The sequence below is a fragment of the Marinobacter sp. genome (assembly GCF_035268745.1).
In the GTDB taxonomy this organism is placed as follows: Bacteria; Pseudomonadota; Gammaproteobacteria; order Pseudomonadales; family Oleiphilaceae; genus Marinobacter.
The window spans coordinates 1-24,703 of the sequence record NZ_DATFKH010000060.1; the positions used below are offsets into that span (position 1 = coordinate 1).

The 24,703-nt window shown below is 59.5% G+C and carries 21 protein-coding genes and 1 riboswitch; of the genes, 12 read left to right on the plus strand and 9 right to left on the minus strand.

The annotated features are described in order from the left end of the window. The first annotated feature begins 33 nt into the window (after positions 1 to 33). Entirely contained in the window at positions 34 to 2,199 is a 2,166-nt protein-coding gene (gene uvrD / locus VJ956_RS05650) for a DNA helicase II (protein ID WP_324082735.1), read from the plus strand. A 150-nt stretch (positions 2,200 to 2,349) separates the two neighbouring features. Here uvrD and arsB read toward each other — a convergent pair whose 3' ends face one another. Beyond that, a complete protein-coding gene (gene arsB / locus VJ956_RS05655; protein WP_324082650.1) occupies positions 2,350 to 3,420 on the minus strand; it encodes an ACR3 family arsenite efflux transporter in 1,071 nt (356 codons plus the stop codon). A gap of 172 nt (positions 3,421 to 3,592) precedes the next feature. Here arsB and VJ956_RS05660 point away from each other — a divergent pair, with 172 nt between their 5' ends. The 7 genes from VJ956_RS05660 to VJ956_RS05690 all read left to right on the plus strand — a co-directional run bounded on the left by VJ956_RS05660 (position 3,593) and on the right by VJ956_RS05690 (position 10,328). Then, positions 3,593 to 4,357, plus strand: a complete 765-nt coding sequence (locus tag VJ956_RS05660) for a metalloregulator ArsR/SmtB family transcription factor (RefSeq protein ID WP_324082652.1) — start codon at positions 3,593 to 3,595, stop codon at positions 4,355 to 4,357. 183 nt (positions 4,358 to 4,540) lie between these two features. Continuing rightward, positions 4,541 to 5,545, plus strand: a complete 1,005-nt coding sequence (locus VJ956_RS05665) for an ArsJ-associated glyceraldehyde-3-phosphate dehydrogenase (protein WP_324082653.1) — start codon at positions 4,541 to 4,543, stop codon at positions 5,543 to 5,545. A 1-nt stretch (position 5,546) separates the two neighbouring features. Beyond that, positions 5,547 to 6,740: an organoarsenical effux MFS transporter ArsJ gene (gene arsJ / locus VJ956_RS05670; protein ID WP_324082655.1), complete on the plus strand. Its 1,194-nt coding sequence runs from the start codon at positions 5,547 to 5,549 to the stop codon at positions 6,738 to 6,740. Positions 6,741 to 6,810: 70 nt separating this feature from the next. Continuing rightward, a complete protein-coding gene (locus VJ956_RS05675) occupies positions 6,811 to 7,362 on the plus strand; it encodes a hypothetical protein (RefSeq protein WP_324082657.1) in 552 nt (183 codons plus the stop codon). Next, entirely contained in the window at positions 7,362 to 7,949 is a 588-nt protein-coding gene (locus VJ956_RS05680) for a penicillin-binding protein activator LpoB (RefSeq protein ID WP_324082658.1), read from the plus strand. The genes VJ956_RS05675 and VJ956_RS05680 overlap by 1 nt, the downstream gene beginning before the upstream one ends. A 23-nt stretch (positions 7,950 to 7,972) precedes the next feature. Beyond that, the gene (locus tag VJ956_RS05685) at positions 7,973 to 9,310 is read left to right on the plus strand and encodes a hypothetical protein (protein WP_324082660.1); all 1,338 of its coding nucleotides are present in this window, start codon (positions 7,973 to 7,975) and stop codon (positions 9,308 to 9,310) included. Beyond that, positions 9,300 to 10,328 (plus strand): LPP20 family lipoprotein, encoded by a 1,029-nt coding sequence (locus tag VJ956_RS05690; protein WP_324082662.1) that lies wholly within the window; start codon positions 9,300 to 9,302, stop codon positions 10,326 to 10,328. Before VJ956_RS05685 ends, VJ956_RS05690 begins: the two co-directional genes overlap by 11 nt. A 55-nt stretch (positions 10,329 to 10,383) precedes the next feature. On the opposite strand, the gene VJ956_RS05695 is transcribed toward VJ956_RS05690, so the two are convergent. Beyond that, positions 10,384 to 10,548 (minus strand): hypothetical protein, encoded by a 165-nt coding sequence (locus VJ956_RS05695; RefSeq protein WP_324082663.1) that lies wholly within the window; start codon positions 10,546 to 10,548, stop codon positions 10,384 to 10,386. Between the two features lie 241 nt (positions 10,549 to 10,789). On the opposite strand from VJ956_RS05695, the gene VJ956_RS05700 reads away from it, so the two are divergent. Further along, a complete protein-coding gene (locus VJ956_RS05700; protein ID WP_324082665.1) occupies positions 10,790 to 11,155 on the plus strand; it encodes a hypothetical protein in 366 nt (121 codons plus the stop codon). A 56-nt stretch (positions 11,156 to 11,211) separates the two neighbouring features. Here VJ956_RS05700 and VJ956_RS05705 read toward each other — a convergent pair whose 3' ends face one another. After that, positions 11,212 to 11,634, minus strand: coding sequence for a DUF4864 domain-containing protein (locus VJ956_RS05705; RefSeq protein WP_324082667.1), 423 nt, complete (start codon positions 11,632 to 11,634; stop codon positions 11,212 to 11,214). A gap of 167 nt (positions 11,635 to 11,801) precedes the next feature. On the opposite strand from VJ956_RS05705, the gene VJ956_RS05710 reads away from it, so the two are divergent. Together VJ956_RS05710 and VJ956_RS05715 are read left to right on the plus strand one after the other, a co-directional pair. Continuing rightward, positions 11,802 to 12,686, plus strand: a complete 885-nt coding sequence (locus tag VJ956_RS05710) for a chemotaxis protein (protein WP_324082670.1) — start codon at positions 11,802 to 11,804, stop codon at positions 12,684 to 12,686. A 170-nt stretch (positions 12,687 to 12,856) separates the two neighbouring features. After that, positions 12,857 to 14,467: a methyl-accepting chemotaxis protein gene (locus VJ956_RS05715; protein WP_324082672.1), complete on the plus strand. Its 1,611-nt coding sequence runs from the start codon at positions 12,857 to 12,859 to the stop codon at positions 14,465 to 14,467. Between the two features lie 71 nt (positions 14,468 to 14,538). On the opposite strand, the gene VJ956_RS05720 is transcribed toward VJ956_RS05715, so the two are convergent. Together VJ956_RS05720 and VJ956_RS05725 are read right to left on the minus strand one after the other, a co-directional pair. After that, on the minus strand, positions 14,539 to 14,961 hold the full coding sequence (locus VJ956_RS05720) for a thioesterase family protein (protein ID WP_324082674.1): 423 nt from the start codon (positions 14,959 to 14,961) through the stop codon (positions 14,539 to 14,541). A 2-nt stretch (positions 14,962 to 14,963) separates the two neighbouring features. After that, on the minus strand, positions 14,964 to 16,109 hold the full coding sequence (locus VJ956_RS05725) for a zinc-dependent alcohol dehydrogenase family protein (protein ID WP_324082676.1): 1,146 nt from the start codon (positions 16,107 to 16,109) through the stop codon (positions 14,964 to 14,966). Positions 16,110 to 16,285: 176 nt separating this feature from the next. Between VJ956_RS05725 and VJ956_RS05730 the strand changes: the two genes are divergently transcribed. Further along, on the plus strand, positions 16,286 to 17,839 hold the full coding sequence (locus tag VJ956_RS05730; protein ID WP_324082678.1) for a PAS domain-containing methyl-accepting chemotaxis protein: 1,554 nt from the start codon (positions 16,286 to 16,288) through the stop codon (positions 17,837 to 17,839). Positions 17,840 to 17,850: 11 nt separating this feature from the next. Here the strand turns inward: VJ956_RS05730 and VJ956_RS05735 are convergent, their stop codons facing one another. The 4 genes from VJ956_RS05735 to VJ956_RS05750 are packed head-to-tail and all read right to left on the minus strand — an operon-like array spanning position 17,851 to position 24,380. After that, positions 17,851 to 18,597, minus strand: a complete 747-nt coding sequence (locus VJ956_RS05735) for an SDR family oxidoreductase (protein WP_324082680.1) — start codon at positions 18,595 to 18,597, stop codon at positions 17,851 to 17,853. Positions 18,598 to 18,614: 17 nt separating this feature from the next. Next, positions 18,615 to 21,716, minus strand: a complete 3,102-nt coding sequence (locus tag VJ956_RS05740) for an efflux RND transporter permease subunit (RefSeq protein ID WP_324082681.1) — start codon at positions 21,714 to 21,716, stop codon at positions 18,615 to 18,617. Next, on the minus strand, positions 21,709 to 22,941 hold the full coding sequence (locus VJ956_RS05745) for an efflux RND transporter periplasmic adaptor subunit (RefSeq protein ID WP_324082683.1): 1,233 nt from the start codon (positions 22,939 to 22,941) through the stop codon (positions 21,709 to 21,711). The genes VJ956_RS05740 and VJ956_RS05745 overlap by 8 nt, the downstream gene beginning before the upstream one ends. Then, positions 22,938 to 24,380 (minus strand): efflux transporter outer membrane subunit, encoded by a 1,443-nt coding sequence (locus tag VJ956_RS05750; RefSeq protein WP_324082685.1) that lies wholly within the window; start codon positions 24,378 to 24,380, stop codon positions 22,938 to 22,940. The genes VJ956_RS05745 and VJ956_RS05750 overlap by 4 nt, the downstream gene beginning before the upstream one ends. Positions 24,381 to 24,570: 190 nt before the next feature. Then, positions 24,571 to 24,669: riboswitch (glycine riboswitch) on the plus strand. The last annotated feature ends 34 nt before the right edge of the window (positions 24,670 to 24,703 follow it).

A 24,703-nucleotide genomic window follows, 5' to 3' on the forward strand; every position in this document is an offset into this window, starting at 1 on the left:
CCTGTTCATTTAACCAGTAGCGACCGGATCTCTATGGATGTCTCCCACATTATTGACGCCCTGAATGACGCCCAGCGCGAGGCCGTTACCGCCCAGAATGATCACCTGCTGGTGCTGGCTGGCGCAGGCAGTGGCAAGACCCGCGTGCTGGTTCATCGTATCGCCTGGCTGATGCAGGTGGACAATGTGCCCCCCACCGGCATTCTGGCGGTAACCTTCACCAACAAGGCCGCCAGGGAGATGCGCTACCGCATCGAGCAGATGATGGACATTCCGGCCCGTGGGCTCTGGTTCGGCACCTTTCACGGCATTGCCCATCGACTTTTGCGCGCGCACTACAAGGACGCTGGCCTGCCAGAGAATTTCCAGGTACTCGACAGTGACGACCAGATACGCCTGATCAAGCGGGTGATGCGTGAACTGCAGATTGATGAAAGCCGGTGGCCACCCAGGCAGGCCCAGTGGTTCATCAACAGCCACAAAGACGAGGGATTGCGGGCGGGTCACATCCAGGAAAATCCGGGCGACCATTTCAGCAGCACCATGCTGACGGTTTACCGCCAGTACGAAAAACTGTGCAACCTGAGTGGGCTGGTGGATTTTGGCGAGCTGTTGCTGCGCTCCCATGAACTGTGGCTGCATCGTCCGGAACTGCTGCAGCATTATCAGAGCCGGTTCCAGCAGATCCTGGTCGACGAATTCCAGGACACCAATACCATTCAGTATGCCTGGCTGCAGATCCTGGCCGGTAACCGGGTACCGCTGACGGTGGTAGGTGACGACGACCAGTCCATCTACGGCTGGCGGGGCGCGAAAATCGAAAATATCCAGCAGTACCAGCGGGACTTCCCCAATGCGCGACTGGTGCGACTGGAGCAGAATTACCGTTCTACCCAGATGATACTGAAAGCCGCCAACGCGGTTATTGCCAATAACCAGGGCCGCCTGGGCAAGGAGCTCTGGACGGACGGCAAAGACGGCGAGCCCATCGACCTCTACGCCGCATTCAACGAGCAGGACGAAGCCAACTACATCGCCGACACCATCAGCAGCTGGGTCAGCGAGGGCAACCTGCGCAGCGAGTCCGCCATTCTCTATCGTTCCAATGCCCAGTCGAGGGTGTTGGAGGAATCCCTGATTCGCCAGGGCATTCCCTACCGGGTTTACGGCGGCCTGCGGTTCTACGACCGCCAGGAAATCCGCAACGCCATCGCCTACCTGCGGCTGGTGCATTACCGCCGGGACGATGCCGCGTTTGAGCGGGTGGTCAATATTCCGGCCCGGGGTATCGGTGCCAAAAGTCTGGCCGATATCCGGGCCTTTGCCAGCGAACGCAGCATCTCCCTGTGGGAGTCCGCCGAGCGGCTGCTGGAGGCGGGCCAGGTCAAGGGGCGCGCCAAAACCGGCCTGCAATCGTTCATGGGTATTATTGCAAGCCTGACGGCAATGGTGGACGACGCCAGCCTGCACGGGCTGATGAAGAAAACCCTCGAGCTGAGCCGTCTCCGGGATTACCACGCCAGCGAAAAAGGCGAGAAAGGCCAGGCCCGGGCGGAAAACCTGGACGAGCTGGTGAATGCCCTGTCGGACTTTGAAGCGGAGGAGGGGGTTGACCCGTTGTCAGAGTTTATCGCCCAGGCAGCACTGGATGCAGGCGAGGCACAAGCCGAGGCCAGCGAAGACTGTGTCCAGCTGATGACCCTGCACTCCGCCAAGGGCCTGGAATTCCCGCTGGTCTTCCTGGCCGGAGTGGAAGAAGGCCTGTTTCCTCACGGCATGTCACTGGAAGAGCCGGGGCGCATGGAAGAAGAGCGGCGCCTGGCTTATGTGGGTATCACCCGGGCCATGAAGAAGCTGGTGCTCACTTACGCCGAATCCCGCCGCCTGTATGGTCAGGAAAAGTTCCACGCGCTGTCGCGTTTTGTGCGCGAGATCCCCGGCGACTGCATTCAGGAGGTGCGCCTGCGCAACACCGTCACCCGCCCGGCCATGGTGGCCCGCCCCAACGAAACCCAGTTCAGCCAGGATTCCGCCCGGCAATCCGGATTCAGCCTGGGCCAGCGGGTGCGCCATCCCAAATTCGGCGAGGGCATCGTGATGAACTCCGAGGGCTCCGGTCACCACACCCGGGTACAGGTAAACTTTGACGAAGGCGCCAAGTGGCTTGTTCTTGCCTATGCGCCTTTGGAGGCCTGCTAGGTCTGGAGTTAGCTTCTTGTGCCGAGCCTTTTAAGTCAGGCGTAAGCACAGGTTGGAGGGGTCCGTTTAAAACACGCTCCTTCGTCACAGGGACGTGCCGTAAGGAGCGTTTTTTGGAAAGATCCCCCTGATACCCGCCTCCCCCCAAAACTAGGCCGGAAACCGATCCCGAGTTCGATTGGCAATACCCACCAGCACCAGCATCAGCGGAACCTCCACCAGAACGCCGACCACCGTTGCCAGCGCTGCTGCGGATTGTAGCCCGAACAGGGCAATCGCGGCGGCTACCGCCAGTTCGAAAAAGTTACTGGCGCCGATCATGGCGCCGGGGGCGGCGATGCAGTGGCGTACCTGCCACAGCCTGGCCCAGCCATAGGCCAGGAAAAAGATCAGGAAGGTCTGGACGATTAGCGGTACCGCAATCAGGGCAATATGAAACGGGTTTTCCAGAATGACTTCACCCTGAAAGGCAAAAAGCAGTACCAGGGTAACGATCAGTGCCGCCGGGGTGACCGGGCTCAGACGCTTCATGAACACCTCGTCGTACCAGCGCTCGCCATGGCGGCTGATCAGGGTGCGGCGGGTGAGGTAACCGGCGGTCAACGGGATCACTATGTACAGTACCACCGACAGCAGCACGGTATTCCAGGGCACCTGGATGTCCGAAATCCCCAGCAGGAACACCACAATCGGCGCGAACGCAAACAGCATGATGACGTCGTTCAGGGATACCTGCACCAGGGTATAGGCGGGATCGCCTCTGGTCAGATAGCTCCAGACAAACACCATGGCGGTGCAGGGTGCCGCGCCCAGCAATATCGCCCCGGCCAGGTACTCACTCGCCAGCTGAGGTGCAATAAACGGCTCGAACACCACCATCAGGAAGAACCAGGCGATGGCGAACATGGTGAAGGGCTTGATCAGCCAGTTCACGATGGTGGTGATCGCCAGCCCTTTGGGTTCTTTTCTCACGTTCAGAATGGCGCTGAAATCGACCTGAGCCATCATCGGGAAGATCATCGCCCAGATCAGGATGGCGATGGGGATGGACACCTGGGCGACTTCGAAGCGTGAGAGGGTCTCCGGTACCGAGGGGGCCAACTGACCCAGAGTCACGCCGGCGACAATGGCCAGGGCAACCCAGACCGACAGGTATTTGCTGAACACATCCATGCCTTCGCTGGTGCCTTCAGGCTGGGTGGCGCTGCTATTGCTGCTCATGGCTGACCTCTCACACGGATCTCTGCTGACACATTCTGAGACTTCCCCGCAACCGCCACAGTCTGGCCGCAGGTCTTCACTGTAATAAAACTGTCGCTTTACTCATGGTCTGGCTGCGCATAGTATGCATCAAATCAAATATACAGAAAACCATATATGCGGGGAACTGAATATGAAACGCCGGGTTTTGTTTGTCTGCACCGCCAACAGCGCACGATCCCTGATGGCAGAAGCCTTGTTGCGGGATATGGCCGGAGACCAGTTTGAGGTTGCCAGCGCCGGCACCCGGCCTGACAGGCCTCACCCGATGGCGCTTCAGGTTCTGGAAGAGGCGGGTTACGCCACAGCGGGGCTGGAGAGTAAAGCCCTGGCCGACCTGGAGCAGGAACACTGGGATTACGTGATCACCCTGTGTGAGAAAGCGGCCAGCGAATGCCGGAATGTCGGCGGACCAGCCCAGCAGATTGCCTGGGATTTTCCCGATCCCGTACCTTCGGGGCGCCATGCGACCTTCGCGCTGACATTAAAGGAAATCCGCGAGCGTCTCGGTCTGTTTACCCTGGTCCATCGCAAACAGACCGGCATGAAGCCGGAGCATTTCGACCCGGTTGCCGTATTCAAGGCGCTGGGCGATGAGCTTCGCCTTGCCGCGCTTATGCTGATCCGGGAACAGAAAAAGCTGTGTGTCTGCGAGCTGACCGAAGCCCTGGATATCCCCCAGCCCAAGGCCAGCCGCCATCTGGCCACCCTGCGGGATGCCGGACTGCTGGATACCGAGCGCCAGGGCCAGTGGGTCTTCTACTCCCTGAGTCCACGGCTGCCGCACTGGTTATTGCGGGTGCTGGACGAAACCGCCGAAGGCAATCCAACGCTGATCAGAACCGAACTCGAACGGCTTGCAGCCATGACTGACCGGCCGGTTGTACGGTTTATCTGACGGTCAGTTAAAACATCATAGAGGCCACCAAGGGCTTCGGAAGCGAGGGGGGCAGGTTGTTTCAGAACCGTCCTCTGCCATGGATGGCAGAGGCCGAGCGTACAGGGATGTATTTACAGCGTGTTCTGAAACAACCTGTCCCCCTCGCTTGAGCACTGAGTCAGAGTCAACAGGAGCAAAAACATGAGCAAGATAAAAGTCGGCATCAATGGCTTCGGCCGCATTGGCCGCCTGGCGCTGCGGGCAGCCTGGGCCTGGCCGGAAATGGAGTTTGTCGCCATCAACGACCCCGGCGCTGATGCTGCCACTCTGGCACACCTGCTGAATTTCGACAGCGTGCATGGCCGCTGGGACCGCGAAGCGGATGCCGATGGCGACGATATGGTGATCGAAGGCCAGCGCATCCGCGTCACCCGAAACAAGGTTATTGGTGATACCGACTGGTCCGGTTGCGACCTGGTGATTGAGGCCAGTGGCGTTAACAAGACCGTGAAGGCATTGCAGGGCTACCTGGACCAGGGCGTTAAACGGGTGGTTGTTACCGCGCCGGTGAAAGAAGCCGGCGCGAAAAACATTGTGGTGGGCGTCAACGACGACATTTTTGATCCCGCTAACGACCGAATCGTCACCGCCGCCTCCTGCACCACCAACTGTCTGGCGCCGGTGGTGAAAGTGATCCACGAAAAACTGGGCATCAGCCACGGTTCCATCACCACCATCCACAGCCTGACCAACACCCAGACCATTCTCGACGGGCTCCACAAGGACCTGCGCCGGGCACGGGCCTGCGGCAGTTCGCTGATCCCGACCAGCACCGGTTCCGCGACCGCCATCATCGAGATCTTTCCGGAACTGAAAGGCCGGCTCGATGGCCACGCGGTGCGGGTGCCGTTAACCAATGCGTCGCTGACTGACTGCGTGTTTGAAGTGGCAACGCCCACGGATCGCGACAGCGTTAACCGGTTGCTGAAAGCGGCCGCCGAGGGCGAGCTCAAGGGCATTCTGGGCTACGAGGAACGCCCGCTGGTGTCCATCGATTACAGGACTGACCCGCGCTCCTCGATTGTCGATGCCCTGTCCACCATGGTGGTCAACGGCACCCAGGTAAAAATCTACGCCTGGTATGACAACGAATGGGGCTACGCCAACCGCACTGCCGAACTGGCGCGCAGGGTAGGCTCCGCCTGATATGAACGCTGCCATCCGACAGTACCTGGTGATCACCGGTAACTACTGGGCCTTCACTTTGACAGACGGTGCCCTGCGGATGCTGGTGGTGCTGCATTTTCACCAGCTGGGATACTCGCCCCTGGAAATTGCCCTGCTGTTCATTTTCTATGAGTTTTTCGGAATAGTGACCAACCTGGTGGGCGGCTATCTCGGCGCCCGCATGGGCCTTAACCGCACCATGAATATCGGGCTGTTCCTGCAGATAATTGCGCTGGCCATGCTGGCGGTGCCGGCGGCGATGCTGACCGTGCCCTGGGTAATGACAGCGCAGGCCATGTCCGGCATCGCCAAGGACCTGAACAAGATGTCGGCGAAAAGCGGCATCAAGTTGCTGGTGCCGGATGAGCAGCAGGGCACACTTTACAAATGGGTTGCGATTCTTACCGGCTCGAAGAACACGCTGAAAGGCGTTGGCTTTTTCCTTGGCGGTGTCTTGCTGATGGCAGCCGGCTTCACCGGTGCGGTGATCATCATGGCACTTGCGCTCGCTGTAGTCTGGCTGACAAGTCTGTTTCTGCTCAGGCAGGAGCTGGGCAAAAGCAAGGCCAGGCCGAAGTTCACTGAGATCCTGTCAAAAAGCCGCGCCATTAACGTGTTGTCGGCGGCGCGGATGTTTCTGTTTGGCGCCCGCGATGTGTGGTTTGTAGTGGCTCTGCCGGTATACCTGCACACGGTCTTTGGTTGGGACTTCTGGAAGGTGGGCGGCTTCATGGCCATCTGGATCATCGGTTATGGCTTTATCCAGACCCTGGCGCCGCGCATTACCGGAAACATTGAAGGCAGACAGCCGGCAGTGCTCTGGGCAATGGCCCTGGCGCTGGTTCCCGCCGCCATTGCCGTCGGCTTGACGACGGGTTGGTCACCCCGGATCGTGATTGTCGGTGGCTTACTGTTGTTTGGTGTGCTCTTTGCCGTCAACTCCTCATTGCACAGCTACCTGATCGTCAGCTATGCCCGTGGAGATGGCGTGTCCCTTGATGTCGGCTTTTATTATATGTCCAACGCGGGAGGCCGTTTACTGGGAACGATTCTGTCTGGCTGGGTGTATCAGGCGTATGGCCTGGAAGCCTGCCTGTGGATATCGTCAGGTCTGGTAGCCACTGCGGCTCTGCTGTCAATGATGTTGCCGGTGAGAGCTGCGTCCACTACTTGATGCTTGCAACCGGAATTTAGCTTACTCTGGGTAGCGGGCATGTATAGCACACACCAGGAGCAAAGCGCGTATGTTGAGTCGTCCACTGTCGGTCGCCATGATCTTTACAGTTATGGCTGGCCTGGTTGCATGTAGCAGCACAGAAACCATTGAAAGTGACCTTGGAATGCCGGATGCGCCAGACTGGGTCAATGAAGGCACCGGGGCCGTTGACGACGATGAGGGGCGTTTTATTCAGGGGGTCGCCTATGCGCCGCCGCTGAACGACCAGTCATTGCAGACCTCGACCGCGGACAGCAGAGCCAGGGCAGAAGTCGCGCGGGTGGTGTCCAGTTATGTCGACAGCACCCTCAACGACTATTCGGCCAGTGCCGGCGATATCACCTTCAGCAATATTGAGCAGACCGTGATCAGCTCAACCAGAACGGCCCTGAACGGGGTCAGAATCCGGGCGCGCTGGAAAGATCCGCAAACCGGCAATATCTACTCGTTTGCGGAAATGGATATGAACGACCTGGACGCTTCCATCAGCACGGCCAGCAAATTGTCTGATAATTTCAGGGCGTTCTATACCAGTCAGGGCAATGCCAACTTCGAACGCTTCGTGCGGGGACAGGACTAATGAAAATCTGGATGGTAGTTTTCGCGACCCTGTTGCTCGGCGGCTGCAGTACCTCGGTTGAGCGGGTAGACAGTGACACCACGATTGACCTGAGCGGCGCCTGGAATGACAGCGATTCCCGTCTGGTGGCCGAGGAGATGATCCAGGATGCCCTGTCCCGCCCCTGGATCAGCGATTTCACCAGCCGGACCGGTGAGCGGCCGGCGGTGATCGTGGGCACGATTCGCAACCTGAGTCATGAGCATATCAACCTGAAGACCTTTGTCGCCGATATCGAGCGTGAACTGGTCAATTCCGGACGGGTGGATTTTGTCGCCGCAAAAACCGAGCGTGGTGAAATCCGTGACGAACGCCTCGACCAGGACCTGAACGCGCGGGATGATACCCGTAACCCGGCAGGCCAGGAGCTCGGCGCGGATTTCATGCTGACCGGCCAGATCAACACCATCATCGATGCCGAGGGCAACCAGCAGGTCCGCTTCTATCAGGTGGATCTGACCCTGATCAGCATGGCCGATAACCGCAAGGTCTGGCTGGGCCAGAAGAAAATCAAGAAGCTGATTAAAAACCCGTCCATCCGCTACTAGTCAGCTTCGGTGTGAGCTGCGGGATGTCCGGGTTCCGGTTTCTGGCGTCACCAGTGCTGGTGTTGTGCCTGCTGTATCTGCAGGGTTGCACCTCCTGGCAGATCAACCAGCTTGCGACGGTACTTCCGGCGGCAGGGCCGGAAGCGACCCTGAAAAAGCTGGAAGGCATAGACCCGCCAGCTCGCGACAGCGGCCAGTACCTGCTGAATCGTGGCCTGCTGAAGCTGTATACCGGTGACCTGGCCGGCAGCCGGCGGGATCTGGAACAGGCCAAGGCGATCATGTTGTCACTCAGGGCGGTCAGTCTGTCCGAGAACCTGGGTGCCCTGACCACAAACGAGACGCTGCGCAGCTATGGTGGAACCCCGAGCGATCAGGTACTGGTTCATGCCATGCTGGCCATGGGCTATCTGTTCGATGGTGATCTGGACGGTGCGCGGGTCGAGATGCTGCAGGCGGATGTCACCATGAATCAGCTGGGCGACCCGGAATCGGTGAGCGGGCAACTGGCAAGCGTGCGTTTTCTGGCCGGACTGATCTATGAACTGAATGGTGAGCTGGACGACGCCCTGATCAGCTACCGCCGCGCCCATGGAATCATCAAGGCCCGTGGCGAGGCGGTTCCGCAGGCCCTGGCCGCCAGCCTGCTGAATCTCAGTCTGCGTCGCAACGGTCACAACAGCAACAGTGATGAGTACCAGAAATACGTCAGCGAATTCGGTCGCAAGGCTTCATTGCCCGATGCCAGCGAAGGCCAGTGGATTGTGTATTATCACGACGGGGTGGTCAGCAACAAGAACGAAACCCGGCTCTGGGTATTTGCACCGGAGATTGAGGCCCAGATCAGTGTGGTCATGCCCCATTATCCGCCGTCCCGTTACCAGGCCCGGCATATTTCAATCAGGGCCGGAAATCGGACTGGCAGCGCCTCTTCTGAAGCACGAAAAACCGAAGTTATTGAAATGATTGAGCAGCGGGCCCGGGAAGACCTGGCTGATCAGACCGCAACGATACTGGCGGCCACGGTGGTGCGCTCGGTGACCAAATACCAGATGGTAAGAGAAGCCCGGAAAAGCAGTGAGCTGGGGGGGCTTATCGCCAATATTGCCGGGGTGCTTTCCGAACAGGCCGATGTCCGGAGCTGGAATATGCTGCCTTCCTCCATTCAGGTAGCAAGGCTGGTGGCGCCTCTGGATGCTCCGCTGCAGATTGTGGAAAAGGATTTGCTGTTACCGGCGCTGAACAGTTCTGGCGCGCGGGGTTACGGTGTCGTGCTGGTAAACAGTCTGAATAACCGTCTGCTCAGTTATCCGCCCCACGAAGGTCTTGAACCCATTGAAGGACAGTCAGATGAACAATAAACCTGTTTTCAGTCCGGCGGTGATCCGGCCCCGGGCGCTGGTCGGTTTCCTGGTGTTCCTGGGCCTGCTGGTCATGTCCGGGTGCAGCTCCAGACCCGAAAGGCCGGATTGGCTGAATAATCCTGCAGCTGCCTATCCGGCGGCCACGCATCTGGCGGCGACCGGATCAGCGGATGACCGGCAAACCGCCGCAGACCGGGCCATCAGTAACCTGGCCAAAATATTCGAAGTGGAGGTCCGGGAGCGTTCGACTGATTTCAGCAGCGCCCGGGTGAACACGGTCCAGGGGCAGCAGCAGGTCAGCAACGAACAGCGCATTACCCGCGCCGTGAGCGCCGGGGCCAGACAGGTGCTGCAAGGCGCGAAGGTGGTTGAGTACTGGCAGGATGAAAATAATCCGGGACAGGTTCACGCCCTGGCGGTACTGGCAAAACCACCGGCCGCCAGCCGCTTCCGCCAGTCCATACTGGCAGCTGATCGTGAGATCAGGGATCTGATTCGCTATGCCAGTGTCACCGCCAGTAACCCTCTGGCGGCGCTCAATGCCCTGAAACAGGCCGGCAGTGCCCAGATCCGGCGTGATCAGCTCAACCAGAACCTGATGATCGTCAGCGATGGCGGCGGCATTACCGGGCCGTACGACCAGGCGGCCATCGATGAACTCATCCGCAATGCGCTGGGGGCCTTGCCGGTTATGGTGCAGGCCGCCGACCCATCGGTGAAAGCGGAGCTTCAGCGGGCCCTGACCAGCCTCGGTGTCAAGACCGTGGCACAGTCAGACTATGTCCTGAGCGGGTTTACCGATCTGGCACCGGTCAGCGAACAGCAGGGCTGGTTCTGGCTGCGCGGATCCTACGAACTGATGCTGCAGCACAGGGGTACCGTCATGGCCAAAAAACGCTGGCCAGTGAAGATCTCTGCCGCCGACCCCGGTCTGTTGCAGCAGCGGGCCCGGGATGAGCTTAACCGGCAGTTGCCGGGACATGTGTTTGAGTTGCTGTCCACTGAGCCGGAGTGAGCCGGACGCTTGTAACAGGCACGCGACCAGTCGCCTGAGCCGCCCGGCAGCGGGATTATCGGTCAGCTTTCAGGTTAATCTGCTTCGAGCCTGTCGGGGTGGCCTGGCCGCTTCTGCCTTTGACTACGTACTCAACTGTGCCGCCCGACTTTAAAAAAGCCGCAGTTTGCTCTTCAATCGCAGCGGTGGTCAGTGTTGCCTGTGCTGGTTTCTTGCTCATTACCCTCTCCCGGTTGCCAGTTGGCCCATTCGCCAGCTCTGACCCGCCATCATAACTGAAAGCGGAAAAATTTGCTGGAGTGATTGAGCAGAGCGGATTGCCACCTTAATATTGCAGTTCCGGTGGGGCTGCATGCCAGCAGAACGGGTTGCTCCCGCCCCGCTATACCAGCATGGGTAAGCCCGGCTCAGAGCCCGGGCACTACGAGGTGATTATGTCCAGGAAAGCAACCGGTTGGATAGTGAGTCTGGCTTTCGTCGTGATCGTCGGCGGTATGCTCTATACCTTTACGGGCAGAGTCATCAGTACCGATCTGTCGGTGATCGGCGAAGGCCGTCCGGTAGCCGTACTGGCCTTCGAGAGTTATTCTCCGCAGGGCATGCAGGCGATGGATCAGATCAATATTATCAGGGACGATTTTGAAGACCGGCTGACATTCCGGATCGCATCCATCGGCAGTCCCGACGGCGATCGCTTTGTGGCAAGGCACGGGATAAGAGACGGTATTCTGGTCGTCCTCGGCGGTGATGGCGAGGTATTGGATATGTGGGGCGTGGTTGGGGATACCGCCACTCTTGCCCGCAAACTGAATACGGCGCTGGAGTGAGGCCGGAACCTCCGGCCTTTGCAGCACACAGCTGTTAACGTATTCGCGGGTCAGGGTCAGATGCTTCTGGGCGCCTCTTTGAGCAGCACCCCGCTGATACGCCACTGCTCATCGCTTTTCACCATACGATAGACGGCGCGCCAGTGTTTACCCTCCGGCCCTCCGAGGCGAACGATCTGGATCTGGAAACCGGTATGGGGAACCCTTTCCATGAACTCGATTGACGTGGCCTGGTACACCGGCCGATAGGACAACCTGACCATATTGTAGAAGGTGTCCACCGAGCCGGACTGGCGTTTTATGCCTTCGGATGCAAAGGTCCAGGCAGCGTCTTTATCGTCGTTGGCAAATGCTTCAATCTGGGAAAGGATGACGTCCTGAATGGCCTCGTCGATTTCATCACTGGTTGCCGGCCTGGCAAGAATTGCCAGAGCGATCACAACAGCGAAGGCGGATGTCGTTAAGGTGAGCGATTTCATGGCCGCGTCTCCGGAAGAACCTACCCTTGATTTACGTAGCATGCCCCCGGTCGGATTGAAAAATCAACGCAGCGACGAGCCGGGTTACCCCTCATGGCACGCCCGGGCGGCTATTCCGACCCGACACTGCTACAGTAAGTCACGAATTTTCAAGAGGAATAATATAGATGGCCGAGGTCAAGTCACATCCTCAGAAATTGCTCCTTTTTTACCTGAATGACCAGCGGCTTTTTGGCCTGGGCACCCTGAAGATCCGGGAAATCATGCCTTATACGCCGCTGGCACGGCTGCCCAAAAGCCACGAAGCGGTCATTGGTGCCATGAATTTTCGCGGTTCGACAGTTCCGGTGATTGATATGGCTTATGCCGTGGGTTATCCAGCCATGAGTCAGCAGGACCGGCAGCATGCTTCCATCATCGTAACCGATGTTCAGCGCCAGGAAATCGGGTTTCTGGTCCGTAGCGTGAGCAAGATTATCGAAACCGAGTGGAAAGAGGTGTTGCCACCCCCGAAAAGCCTTGGCGACCGGGCCTTCATTACCGGCCTGATCAAACTGGACAGTGAGGTCATCCAGCTGCTGGACGTCGAACTGCTTCTGGCACGGGTCTACCCCGAATCGGTCGACCCGGCCGAGGTGGTGTTGACCGATGTGCAGCGGGAAACTCTCAAGGGTTTGAACATATTACTGGTGGACGATTCCCAGGTGGCCCGGAAGCAGTTGTCTGACGCACTGGATAGCAAGGACGTTACCTATTCCGTCACCACCAACGGCCAGGATGCACTGGACCGGCTGCTGCAAGCGGATGGCGAGGGCAAGGCCATCGATATTCTGGTCAGCGACATTGAAATGCCCGGTCTGGATGGTTACGAACTGACGTTCAATATTCGTGATCAAGGGTCGCTGAAACAGCCCTACATCATTCTTCATACCTCGCTGAACAGCGAAATGAGCGTCAGTTACGCCACTCAGGTCGGTGCAGATGAAGCGCTTACCAAGTTTGACGCGGAAGAACTCCTGCACGCCATTCTCCGGGGCGCGCAAGGCCAGTAGTCAGCCGGAGCAGCAGGTGGGCCAGGGTGCCCTGATCCGGCACGGGATACAAAAAATAACATGTAGTGCTGGAAAAAAAACTAACCTGAGCGAATTTGATGGAAAAATGAGACTGCTTTTGCAGCTGGCCTGAAACTGCCCTGCGATCAGCCGGGCCTGGGAGTTCTTTGATGACAATAAAACAGCGTTTGATGGGTATGGCAGGTGTCGGGATTCTGCTTTTCCTGATAATCGGGGGTGTCGGGCTGTTCGGGCTGAATCTGCTTGATGACTCTGCCACCGATATGCGCTCGAAGAGTCAGATTCTTGCCAACCATCTTACTGCCGACATGATGCACGACGCCCTCAGTTCCGATGTCATGGGGGCCCTGGTTGCCAGGGGAACAGGAGACGAGCAGACACTGAGCCTGGCGAAGCAGGCCGAGCTTGAGCATTCCGCTGTTTTCCGCGAAATGCTCGCCGCGAACCGGACGCTCATAACCGACGAGAAGACATTGGAGGCGCTGGAGCAGGTGCTGCCAACGCTGGAAAGCTACATAGCCTCGGCTGAACGGATTATTGACCTGGCATCCGCCAATTACCAGCAGGCTATCTCGGCTTTGCCTGCCTTCCGGGCCGCCTACAACCGGCTTGCCGAGGACATGGAACAGCTTACCGGACTGATCGACGAGGGCGCATCGGAAGTGCATGCCAGAGCCGGCGAAGTGGCGGTGCTTAGTAAATGGCTGATCGCGATCTCGATTGCCGTCGGCGTGCTGTTGATGCTGGTGATTTCATGGCTGGTGAATACCCGGATCACAAAGTCACTGGATGCGCTGGTTGCCGGACTGGAAGCAGCCGCCACAGGGGATCTGAGCCACCCGATAAAAGTCGCGGGGAAAGATGAAATTGCCCGCGCAGCAAGCGCCCTTGAGACCATGCGCAGTAATCTTTCCAGTATGGTCGATGACATCACCCGCTCCGCGGGGAGTCTGTCTGAGGCCTCTGTGAGCCTGACCGAAACGGCAGGCCAGACCCGGGACGGGGTTTCCCGGCAGCAGGCGGAAATTTCCCGGGTTGCGGCTGCGATGCACGAAATGTCAGCCACGGCGCAGCATGTTGCCGATAACGTCACCCATACCTCGACAGCGGCCGGAGAGGCCAACCGGGAAGGCACCACCGGTGCTGACGTGGTGGGAACGACGATTGATGAAATTCAGCGCCTTGCGGCCCAGATCGAGGACAGCGCTGCAACCGTTGACCGCCTGAATGAGGACAGTGGCGAGATTTCTCATATTCTGGACACGATCACCGGTGTTGCCGAGCAGACCAATCTGCTGGCGCTCAATGCGGCTATCGAGGCAGCCAGGGCCGGAGAGCAGGGCAGGGGCTTTGCCGTGGTGGCCGACGAGGTGCGGACGCTGGCTGGCCGTACCCAGGAGTCCACGGAACAGATCAAAAAGACCATCGAGAAGCTTCAGGGCGGCTCAAGCTCCGCCGTGAACGCCATGGAAAAGAGTCGTGATCAGGCCGGCAGAGCGGTTGAGCAGGCCCGCAAGGCAGGTCATTCCCTCCAGTCCATTGTCCGTAGTGTGGCGGAAATCAACGACATGAGTGCCCAGATTGCCAACGCTGCCGAGCAGCAGAGTTCAGTGGCAGAGGATATCACCCGATCACTGGAGGATATTGACCGGAGGTCGCAGGAGGCATCGAAGGAGATAGCGGCGACCTCCTCGGCAGCGGCCGACATCTCCCGAATTGCGGACGGGCTTTCCCGGGCAGTTGGCCGATTCCGGCTGTAAATCTGCCGGCCTCAAGGCTGGCCCGAAGCAGCGCCGGGGAGCCGCCCGGCGACGCCAGGGTTTTACGGTTCTCAGGCAGTGGAATCGATCAGTTCAAGAGCCTTGCGAATATCTGCCGGAATTGGCAATGACCTGTTGCTGCTGCGGTCTACAAAGACGTGAACCATTTCCCCGACCGCGGCAGCATCGTTTTCGCCCTCCCGGAAAATCGCCACTTCGTAGGTGACCGACCTGGTTCCGGTTCTGAGTACCCGCAGCCCTGCCGCCAGTGTTTCCGGATAGGCAACGGGCTTTTTGAACTGGCAGCTTGAGCTGACCATGAAACCCACGACCGGGGCATCATGGATATCCAGGCCACCTTCGTCGATCAGATAGCGGTTGATGACCGAATCGAAATAGGAGTAGTAGGTCACGTTGTTGACGTGGCCATAGATATCGTTGTCCATCCAGCGGGTGAGGATGGGATAGAAAACAGGATAGTCGGCTCGTTGCATGGTTAAATCTGCTTGCTGGCATCAAAAAGAATGACCTGGCGGATGGCTTTGCCGGCCGCCAGGCGCTCGAAGCCTTCATTGATCTGGTCCAGGGTCAGGGTATCACTCAGCAGTCTGTCTACCGGCAGGCGCCCCTGCCGGAACAGGCTGATATAGCGGGCCACATCCCGCACCGGTACGCAGCTGCCGACATAGCTGCCCTTCAATGTGCGTTCTTCTGCCACCAGGCTTACCTGCTGAATCGATACCTTGCGATCCGGATGAGCCAGTCCGCCGGTAACGGTGAGCCCCCCGCGCCGGGTGATCCGGTAGGCAAGCTCGAGGGCTTTTTCCGAGCCGGCCATTTCGATGGCGCAATCGACTCCGCCGCCCGTCAGGTCACGGATCTGTTCAGGGCAATCGGGGTTTGACGGATTGAACCCGTCGCTTGCCCCCAGCGCTCTTGCCATGGTCAGTTTGTCATCGTCCAGATCCACCGCAATGACCTGGCCGGCCCCGGCGACCAGGGCCCCCAGCACACTATTCAGGCCGACGCCGCCCAGCCCGATCACCGCCACGGTCTGTCCCGGTCTTATACCGGCAGAGTTGATGGCGGCGCCAACGCCAGTCAGCACCGCACAGCCGAACAGGGCCGCGTGTTCAAACGGCAGTGACTTATCAATCCGGATCAGGGAGTTGCGGGAAACCACCGCATGATCGGCAAAGGCAGAGACACCCAGATGATGGTTGACGGGGGTCCCGTCAACCCGGTGCAGGCGGTGTCCGCCCCCGATAAGGCTGCCGGCGTTATTGGCCAGAGCAGCCGGTTCGCAGAGCGCAGGCCGGCCTTCGGCGCAGGGGGCGCAGTGGCCACAACTCGGGACGAATACCGTGACCACATGGTCGCCCGGCGCAAGGTCAGTCACACCGGGCCCTACGGTTTTCACCACACCGGCAGCTTCGTGGCCAAGCGCCATGGGAACCGGGCGTGGACGGTTGCCGTCGATCACCGACAGGTCCGAGTGGCAGAGCCCGGCGGCTCTGATCTGCACCAGCACTTCGTGATCACCCGGGGGGTCCAGCTCAAGCTGTTCGATGGCAAGGGGCTGGCTGCTGGTGTAGGGTCGGTCGCTGCCGACTGCCTGCAGGACTGCTGCGCGAATTTTCATAAGGGTTTTCCCGTTGTTTTGTGCGCAATATTGGCAAGGTACTCATTTTGTGAGGCGAACGGAAGAAGGGCTCCGGGCCGGTTAACAAATAAAATCATATTCAAGATTCCGCTATTCCAGCCGATGCATATAATGCAGTCAACGAGTAACTGCCCCGGCAAAGGAGGACTGGATAAATGCGGAAGAATCTTCCCGTAACCGATACCGAATGTAAATTTCCGGAATCACAGAAACTTATCTCATCCACGGACTTGCGGGGCAAGATCCAGCACTGCAACGATCCGTTTGTTGAAGTCAGCGGTTATTCGCGGGATGAGCTTATCGGCCAGCCTCACAATATCATTCGCCATCCCGACATGCCCCCTGAAGCCTATGAGAAGATGTGGTCGTATCTCAAATCGGGAAAGCCCTGGATGGGCCTGGTAAAGAACCGTTGCAAGAATGGTGACTATTACTGGGTCAGCGCCTACGTCACGCCGGTGACCGAGAATGGTGAGGTGGTCGGTTACGAGTCTGTTCGCTCGTGTCCGAAACGCGAGGATGTGGAGCGGGCAGCCAGGCTCTACGCAAGGATCCGCAATGGCAAGACCGGCACCCCATTGCGGAGAAGGCTGAACCCGAGTGCCCTGTTCCTGGCGTCTGTGTTTATTGTTGCTGCGATCATGTTCGGCTTCGGTTTTCAGCTCGGGTCTGAAGTTGTGCTTTCAATTGGCGTGATTGCCTACGCCATCTGGGTGAACCTCTCCAAGCGCCGGCTCCTGAGTTCAATTACCGAGCTTATGGAAAAGTCATTTACCGATGATCTGGCCGCCCTGAGCTACACCGATGATGACCTGCCTTTGGGGCGGATCAAGGTTGCGGTGCGGGCACAGCAGGCCCATCTTGATGCCGTTCTGACCCGGATCGAGGATTCGGCTGGCAAGGTCAAGAGCGGTTCCATGCGTGGCCTGGAGGTGATGTACGAAGCGCAGGAAGCGCTGCGCCAGCAGCAGGCGGAAACCGAACAGGTGGCTGCCGCAGTCCATGAGATGTCCCAGACCATTACCGAAGTATCATCCAATGTGCAGCAGACGGCGGCCAAGGCCGAAAATGCCCGTGAGTTCGCCAGCCAGGGATCATCGGTCGTGGCCGCGACCCGGGAAGCCATTGAGAATCTGAAGTCTACGGTCCATGACATCAGCGAATCAGTCACCGAGCTGGCCTCGGAAACCAGCAGAATCGCCGGTGCCGCCAGGATCATCGAGGATATTGCCGAACAGACCAACCTGCTGGCTCTTAATGCTGCCATCGAGGCGGCGCGTGCCGGTGAGCATGGCCGGGGGTTTGCCGTGGTCGCGGACGAAGTGCGCAACCTCGCCCGCCGTACTCAGGACTCTACCGGGGAAATCCACGGCATTATCGGAACCCTGGAGTCACGCGCCTCCAACTCGGTGACGATTGCCAAAGAGGGTAATTCGGCCGCGGACAGCGGCCTTGAGAAGATGCTCGAGGCCGAAAGTACACTCAAGGAAATCGCTGAATCGGTCAACACCATTGCCGAAATGGCAACGCAAATGGCAGCTTCTGTCGAAGAGCAGGCGCAGGTGGCTGATCAGATCAACGAGCAGGTTGAGCAGATTTCTACCCTGGCCTTCGAAAACCTGAGCAAGGGCGAGGAATCCACCGAAAGTTCTAAACAGATTGACCAGATCGCCAACGATATGCACGAGCTGGTACTGCGCTTCAAATAACGGCAGGCTCCTTAGATTGCCCGCGCAAACAGCCCGAAAGGTAACGCTTTCAGCAGCCGGCTGAGCGGCGTCCAGGGCCACCAGGGCACATAGGCGCAGCGTTTTTCAGCGTCTATGGCCTTCACCAGGGCTTTTACTCCGGTATCCAGGTCCACCCGGAACGGCGCCGTTTTCGCATCCCGGTTGATGTCCGTCAGGATGTAACCGGGCATGATGTTGCTGACGTTGATTGGCGTCCCGAGCGTATCCAGTTGCAGACCTTCGGCCAGGGATGCCACGGCAGCCTTGGTGGCCGCGTAGACGTTGATCGGGCCACGAAAACCGCGCACGCCGCTGACGGAAGACATCAACACCAGGTGGCCGCTGTTCTGCGCCCGGAAGATTTCCATTGCTGCTTCGCTCTGAGCCAGGGCGCCGATGACATTGGTTTCCACGACGTGCCGGTTGGCATCAAAGTGCCCCCGCCCGACTGGCTGTGAACTGCCAATACCGGCATTGACCACAACCCGGTCCAGGCTCCCGAGCTCTTCGCTGAAGCCGCGAAACACCTCGAAGACCTGTTGGTGGTCGCACACATCCAGACCCCGGACCAGCACCCGGATATGCGGGTAGGCCTGCTGCAGTTCCCGCTGCAGCGCTTCCAGCTTGTCTGCGCGGCGGGCACAGAGCGCCAGATTGCAGCCTCTGGCCGCCCAGGCCCGGGCCATGCCCTCGCCGAGCCCGGAGCTTGCGCCGGTGATCAGAATATTTTCCCGCATGATCTGTCCTTTCCGGATCAGGTGTGTATCGAATCAGGGTATCCCTTCAGATCTTCCAGCACCAGATAGAGGCAGGGCACCAGGAACAGAATCAGTGCCGTTGCAAACACGATGCCGAAGCCAAGGGACACCGCCATGGGAATCAGGTAGATGGCCTGCAGGGAAGTCTCCAGAATGATTGGCGTCAGACCACCGAAGGTGGTGAGTGTGGTCAGCATGATCGGCCGGAAGCGGCGCAGGCCTGCTTCGTAGATGGCCTGGGCCGGGCCCAGTCGCTCCCTTTGCCGGTTGGCGTAGGAGACCATGATCAGCGAGTCGTTTACCACCACGCCGGACAGGGCAACAATACCCATGATGCTGACCAGCGACAGTTCCATGCCCAGAATCATGTGGCCAATGATGGCACCGACAGCGCCAAACGGAATCGCGAGCATCACCACGACTGGTTGCAGGTAGCTGCCAAATGCTATGGCCAGCAGGGCGAAGATGGCAAACATGGCCAGACCGAAACCGCCCCAGAGCGCCGAGGTGGACTCCCGTAAATCCGCCTGACTGCCCTGGAAGCTCCAGGTCAGGCCCGGGAAGTCTGCACGCAGCTGCGGCAGTGTCTCGGTCTGAATCACTTCCAGCACCTGACTGGTCGCGGATTTGGGTTCGACATCAGTGCCAACGGTGATAACCCGCCGGCCATCCCGACGGTCAATGGAGCGCAGGGATTCATTGATGCTGACCTGTGCCACGTCCAGCAATGGCACTTCCTGGCCTTCAGCGGTGCGGATGACAAAGTTTTCCAGGTAAAAAACATCCTGGCGCTGATATTCCGGCAGCATTACCCGTACTTCGTTTTCATTGATGCCCCGTAACTGGCGCAGGGCGATACTGCCGTAGAAGGCAGCCCGTAACTGCCGGCCGACCTCGGCGCCTGTCAGCCCGAGCGCGCGGCCCTCGTCGGTCAGGCTGATATCAAACTGGGGTTTGCCGGTGCTGTAGTTGTCATTGACACCGCGGGTCTGGCCGAGCTGGTTCATTTCTTCAACAAGGCGCTGGCTGGCGCGGGCCAGGGTGGCTATGTCGACATGGCTCAGGTCCACACTGATGTCGTCGCGCCAGCTGCCCGGGCCCTGTTCTGCCTCGAAGGTGATCTGATCGACGCCCTTGAAGTCGCCGAGTTCGTTCTGCCACAGCTCAATGATTTCGTTGACGGTCATGTCACGCTCATCTGCCGGCAGCAATACCAGCTCGACATCAATCGACCGCTGGCCCCGCACGTTGGTTTTTATGCCTTCCACATTGCGGCCGAGGTCGTTTTCCTCGAACAGCCGCTGGGTATCCCGGGTAATGGCCATGGCCATTTCACTGGCCCGGCGGGCGGTGGTGCCTACCGGCAGCCTGAGCCCCGCCTCGATTTCATCCGTGGGTGCCTCGGGCATCATGATCATGCCCATGTGATCGCTGAGGGCATAAGCCCCGGACACCAACATGATGGTAAATGCGGCAGAGAGCGTGATGTAGCGAAAACGCAGGGACAGATCCAGCAATGGCCGATAACCACGGTCCACCACGGCCTGGAAGCCCCGGGAGAATACCCGCTGGATACTGTGGATCCAGTGCCCGTAGATGGTCACGCTGCCTTTGCCGCTATGGGCCAGGTGCGCCGGCAGGATGAACAGGGCTTCGATCAACGAAATCGCCAGCACCAGAATGATGACCACCCCCAGCGGCCACCAGAATTTACCGGTAACCCCGGGAATGAACAGCAGCGGCAGGAAGGCGACGATATTGGTGAGGATACTGAAGGTGACCGGCCCGGCTATGTCCTTGGCGCCCTGTATCGCTGCCTCCATGAAGTCCATGCCCTGTTCCCGGTATTCGTAGATATTTTCCCCCACGACTATGGCGTCATCCACCACGATTCCCAGCACCATCAGGAAGCCGAACATGGAGATCATGTTGATGCTGACGTCCATCGCCGGCAGGAACAGCACACTGCCGACAAACGAGATGGTCATGCCAACCATGATCCAGAACGCCAGCCGGTATTCCAGGAACAGACTGAGGATGACCAGGACAATCACCATGGCCATAACGCCGTTTTCCAGCAGCATGTCCATGCGGTCTTTAAAATGCTCGGCCCGGTTGCTGTCGATCCGGATCCTGACCGCGTCCGGCAGGGTGACCTCCAGTTCCGCCATGACGTTCTCTACCGCCGCGGCAATTTCCAGCGGTGACTGGCTGCCGGTACGGAAAATCTCGATCTCGACCGAGGGCACGCCATTGAAACGCGAGTGAAAACCACTTTCCTCAAAGCCGTCGCGAACGGTGGCGATATCCCCCAGGGTGACAGCGCCACCGGAATCCGCGCTGACAATCACAATGCTTTCGAAGGCGTCGGCCCACTGCTTCCGGTCTTTCAGCCGCAGCAGAATGTCGCCGGTGCCTGTGGCCATGGAGCCAGCGGGGATGTCCTCACTGGACTGGCTGATACGGTTGGCCACTTCAGACAGGGTCAGGTTGTATTTGCGCAGGGTCTGCTGGGAAATCTCGACGCTGGTGAGGTAGCTGGGTACATTGTCGATCACCGCCTGGGTGATGGCATTTTCCGTCAGTAAACGGTTGCGAACCTGCTCCCCCAGCTGGCGCAGGGTCCAGAAGTCGACATCGCCATACAGTGTCAGCTCCATCACATCCCGGGTTGGCGTTATCAGTCGCACCCTGGGTTCTTCGGCCTGTTCCGGAAAGGTGCGGATGCGGTCCACGGCCTGCTCTATATCCTGCAGGGCCTGCATGCGGTTGGTACCGACCACCAGTTCCAGCCGGATATTGCCGCTGCCCTCGCGGGCGGTGGAGCTCATCTCCTCGATGCTCTGAATACCCTGGACGGCTTCCTCGACGGGCAGCAGTATGCCCTGTTCGACTTCTTCCGGTGCTGCACCGGGGTAGCTGACAGATATCTGGACAATGTCCAGCTGGAACTGGGGAAAGACCTCTTTCTGAACCTGGGTGGCCATCCAGAAACCGCCGGCCAGCAGCATGATCATGATCAGGTTGGCGGCGATGGAATTGCGGGCCATCCATTCGATGGGGCCGACCCAGCCCCGGTTTCTAGGCGACTCACTCATTGGTTTCAGCCTTCGCGTTGTCGCCCTCAAGCCGCAGGCGGGCGCCACTGACCACGGAGGCGAGTTCGCTGGTGATGACCTGGTCGCCGTTCTCCAGCCCGCTGCGGATGTACGCGTAATCCTGATCACGGAAGGTGATGTCGACATCGCGAATGGCCAGCTTGCCGTCTTCCATGACCCATACCGTGTCGTTCCGGCGTATCAGCCTGCGTTCAAGTCGCACCACATCTGTCAGTGGCCGGCCCTCGATTTCCGCCCGCACGAAAGCGCCGAGTACCAGCGGCGGCTGGCCAGCCGATTGCGCCAGCGCCAGAGGGTCGTCGATGGTAACCAGGACCCGGGCCATGCGGGCGTTGCCGTCCAGTTCGCCGACCAGTTGCGTGAGCCGGCCTGCACGGGATTGACCCTCGGGCCAGACCGAGTCGTGGTACAGGGTTACCGGAGCACCGGGGGCATCAGAGTCCGAGCTGAAACTCAGCCAGCGTAGTTTTGCCAGCGGGACGGTGGCCTCGATCCAGTACTGGCCGGTGCCAACCAGGCGGCCGAGGGCCTGGCCGGCGCTGACCTGGGAACCCAGGGTCACTTCGCGGCTCAGCACCTGTGCCGGAAAGGGGGCACGGATCAGGGTGCGGTCCAGCGCAAGTTCCGCCTGCTTCACTGCCGCCTCAGCAGCGGCAACCCTGGCCCTGGCCTGCTGCAGCTGGGGTTTGCGCAGGATGAGGGCGTCGTTGACGGCTTCGATGTCTTCCCCCAGTAACGCAAATTCCTTCCGGGCGACCGTCTGCCGGCCCTGTTCCAGTGCCAGGTCTGCCCGGGCCTGCTGCAGTTCGCTGCGTCTTTGCAGCAGGGTGACTTCATAGTCCGCAGGGTCGATGCGCAGCAGCTCTGTGCCTTTGCCGACGCGTCTGCCCGGGGTGAAGGCTTCGGCCTGATGGATTATCTCGCCGCCAACACGGGAACCGAGGCTGATCTCCCGGGCTGGCATTACCTGTCCCATGGCTTCCACCGTGGGGGTATAGCGACCACGGTTGACGGTCTGGACGTCCACCAGCATGGCGGTTTCGCGGGCCGCGTTCTTGCGGGTGGCGGTGGGCTCGGTCTCGAAGATAAGCCAGATCAGGGCCACGCCTGTCAGGATAATGATCACTGACACGAAAATGGTTTTCAGCGGGCCAGCCTTGCCGCGTTCGGGGCGGACGGTGTTTTCGTCGATCGGTTGGCTCATCCCTCGTCACTCTCTGTTGTTGCCGCTGTTCCGGATGTCGATGGTGTGTCAATGCTTCCGGCCAGTGCCCGGTAAAGCGCTACCCGGGTTGTTAACCGTTGCTGGCGGGTGCTGAGGATAGAGCGCTGGAGTTCCTGCCGGTCCTGCAGTGCGTTCAGTACCTCGATATAACTCACGGCGCCATTGAGGTATTGATTGCGAAGTTGCCGATAGGCCGACCGGGCATAGCTGATCTGGTCCTCAAGGCTCTCAAGGCGCTGCTTCTGCTGCTGCTCCCGGGCCAGCGCATCTTCCACTTCCCGGATAGCGATGACAACGGCCTGTCCGTATTCCTGCACCAGTGCCTGCAGTGCGGCTTCAGAACGGCGGACTTCCGCCCGGCGCTGACCACCATCGACCACTGGAACCAGCAGGTTGCCGGCAAGTGTCGTCAGCCAGTTGGCAAACAGGTTGCTGGCATCATCTGCCCGGGAACTGACGGTGGCTTCAATCGAGATTCTGGGGAAGCGACTACTGATGGCCGCAGCCAGGTCCTGGTCTGCGGCCCGGACCACCCGCCATGCCTGCTGAAGGTCGGGCCTGCGCTGGACAAGTCCGGCGGGCACGCCGGTGTCGGGTAAAGGTGGTAATGCCGGTAAAGTCTCGTCATCCGGCAGCCAGGTCTGCCCCGGCGATTGCCCCGTGAGCACGGCAAGCTGGTTCTGGAGCAGGCTGATTTCGCCGGTGACGCTGCTAAGGCGCTCCCGGGAAGCACTGACAAGCTGGCGCTGGCGCAGCACGTCGGCACTGCCACTCTGACCCATGGCAAAGCGGGACTCGATGACCGCAAGAATCTTCTGGTTGATCTCAAGCTGGGATTGCGCAAGGGTCAGCTGTGCTTTCTGCTCTACCAGTTGAAACCAGGTGTTGGCAATCTCGCCACTGAGGGAAACGGCCGCGGCCTGATAATCTGCCAGGGTGGCAGAGGCACGAAGCTCTTCCGCCGTGCTCAGGGCCTGCACCCGGCCCCAGAGATCCACCTCGTAACCGGCGCTCAGCCCGGCCCGGAATATATCCGTTGCGCCAGTGTCGGATTCCTGCCGCTCAGCGGCGGCATTGGCATCCAGCGTGGGGAACAGGCCCGCGCTCTGCCGATCGGCGACTGCCCGCGCCTGGCGCAGGCGCTGATAGCTGGCGCGCAGACTGAAGTTGTCATCAAGGGCCCGTTCAACGAGCTGATTCAGCCTGGGGTCCCCGAAGACTGTCCACCAGGTGCCGGACACGGCAGAGCCCCGGGACTCGCCGGTGAGACTGAAGCTTGAAGGCAGCTCGACCGGGCCAGCCGGCCTGTCCGGCGGGCTGGCACAAGCGGCCAGAAGCAGCATGGCAACGAGCAGAGCAAGCCGGGGCCGGGAGTCAGCGATGGTCTCGAGCATGGAAAATCGGTTTCTGTCGGTCACAGGGAGCACGGGCATGGAACAAGATACCATGTGAAAACCGGGTCGGTTCACCCTGACCCTGAAGATTGTCTGGATTTACTGACGCACGGACTAATAACCGATACTTACCAGGGCGGCAACGTTGAATGCTGGTTTCGATCAGTCGAATAATTTGCTATTTTGCACGACGATCCGGACTGAAACCTGTCCGGACGTGACAGCGGGAGAGACTGGCCCGGAGCTATCTGTGACCAGCGCCGAAGGAGCAACTGCCCCGGAAACTCTCAGGCAAACGGACCGCTGGCATGACGACTTTCCGAAGAGCTGCCGACAACTGCGTCAGT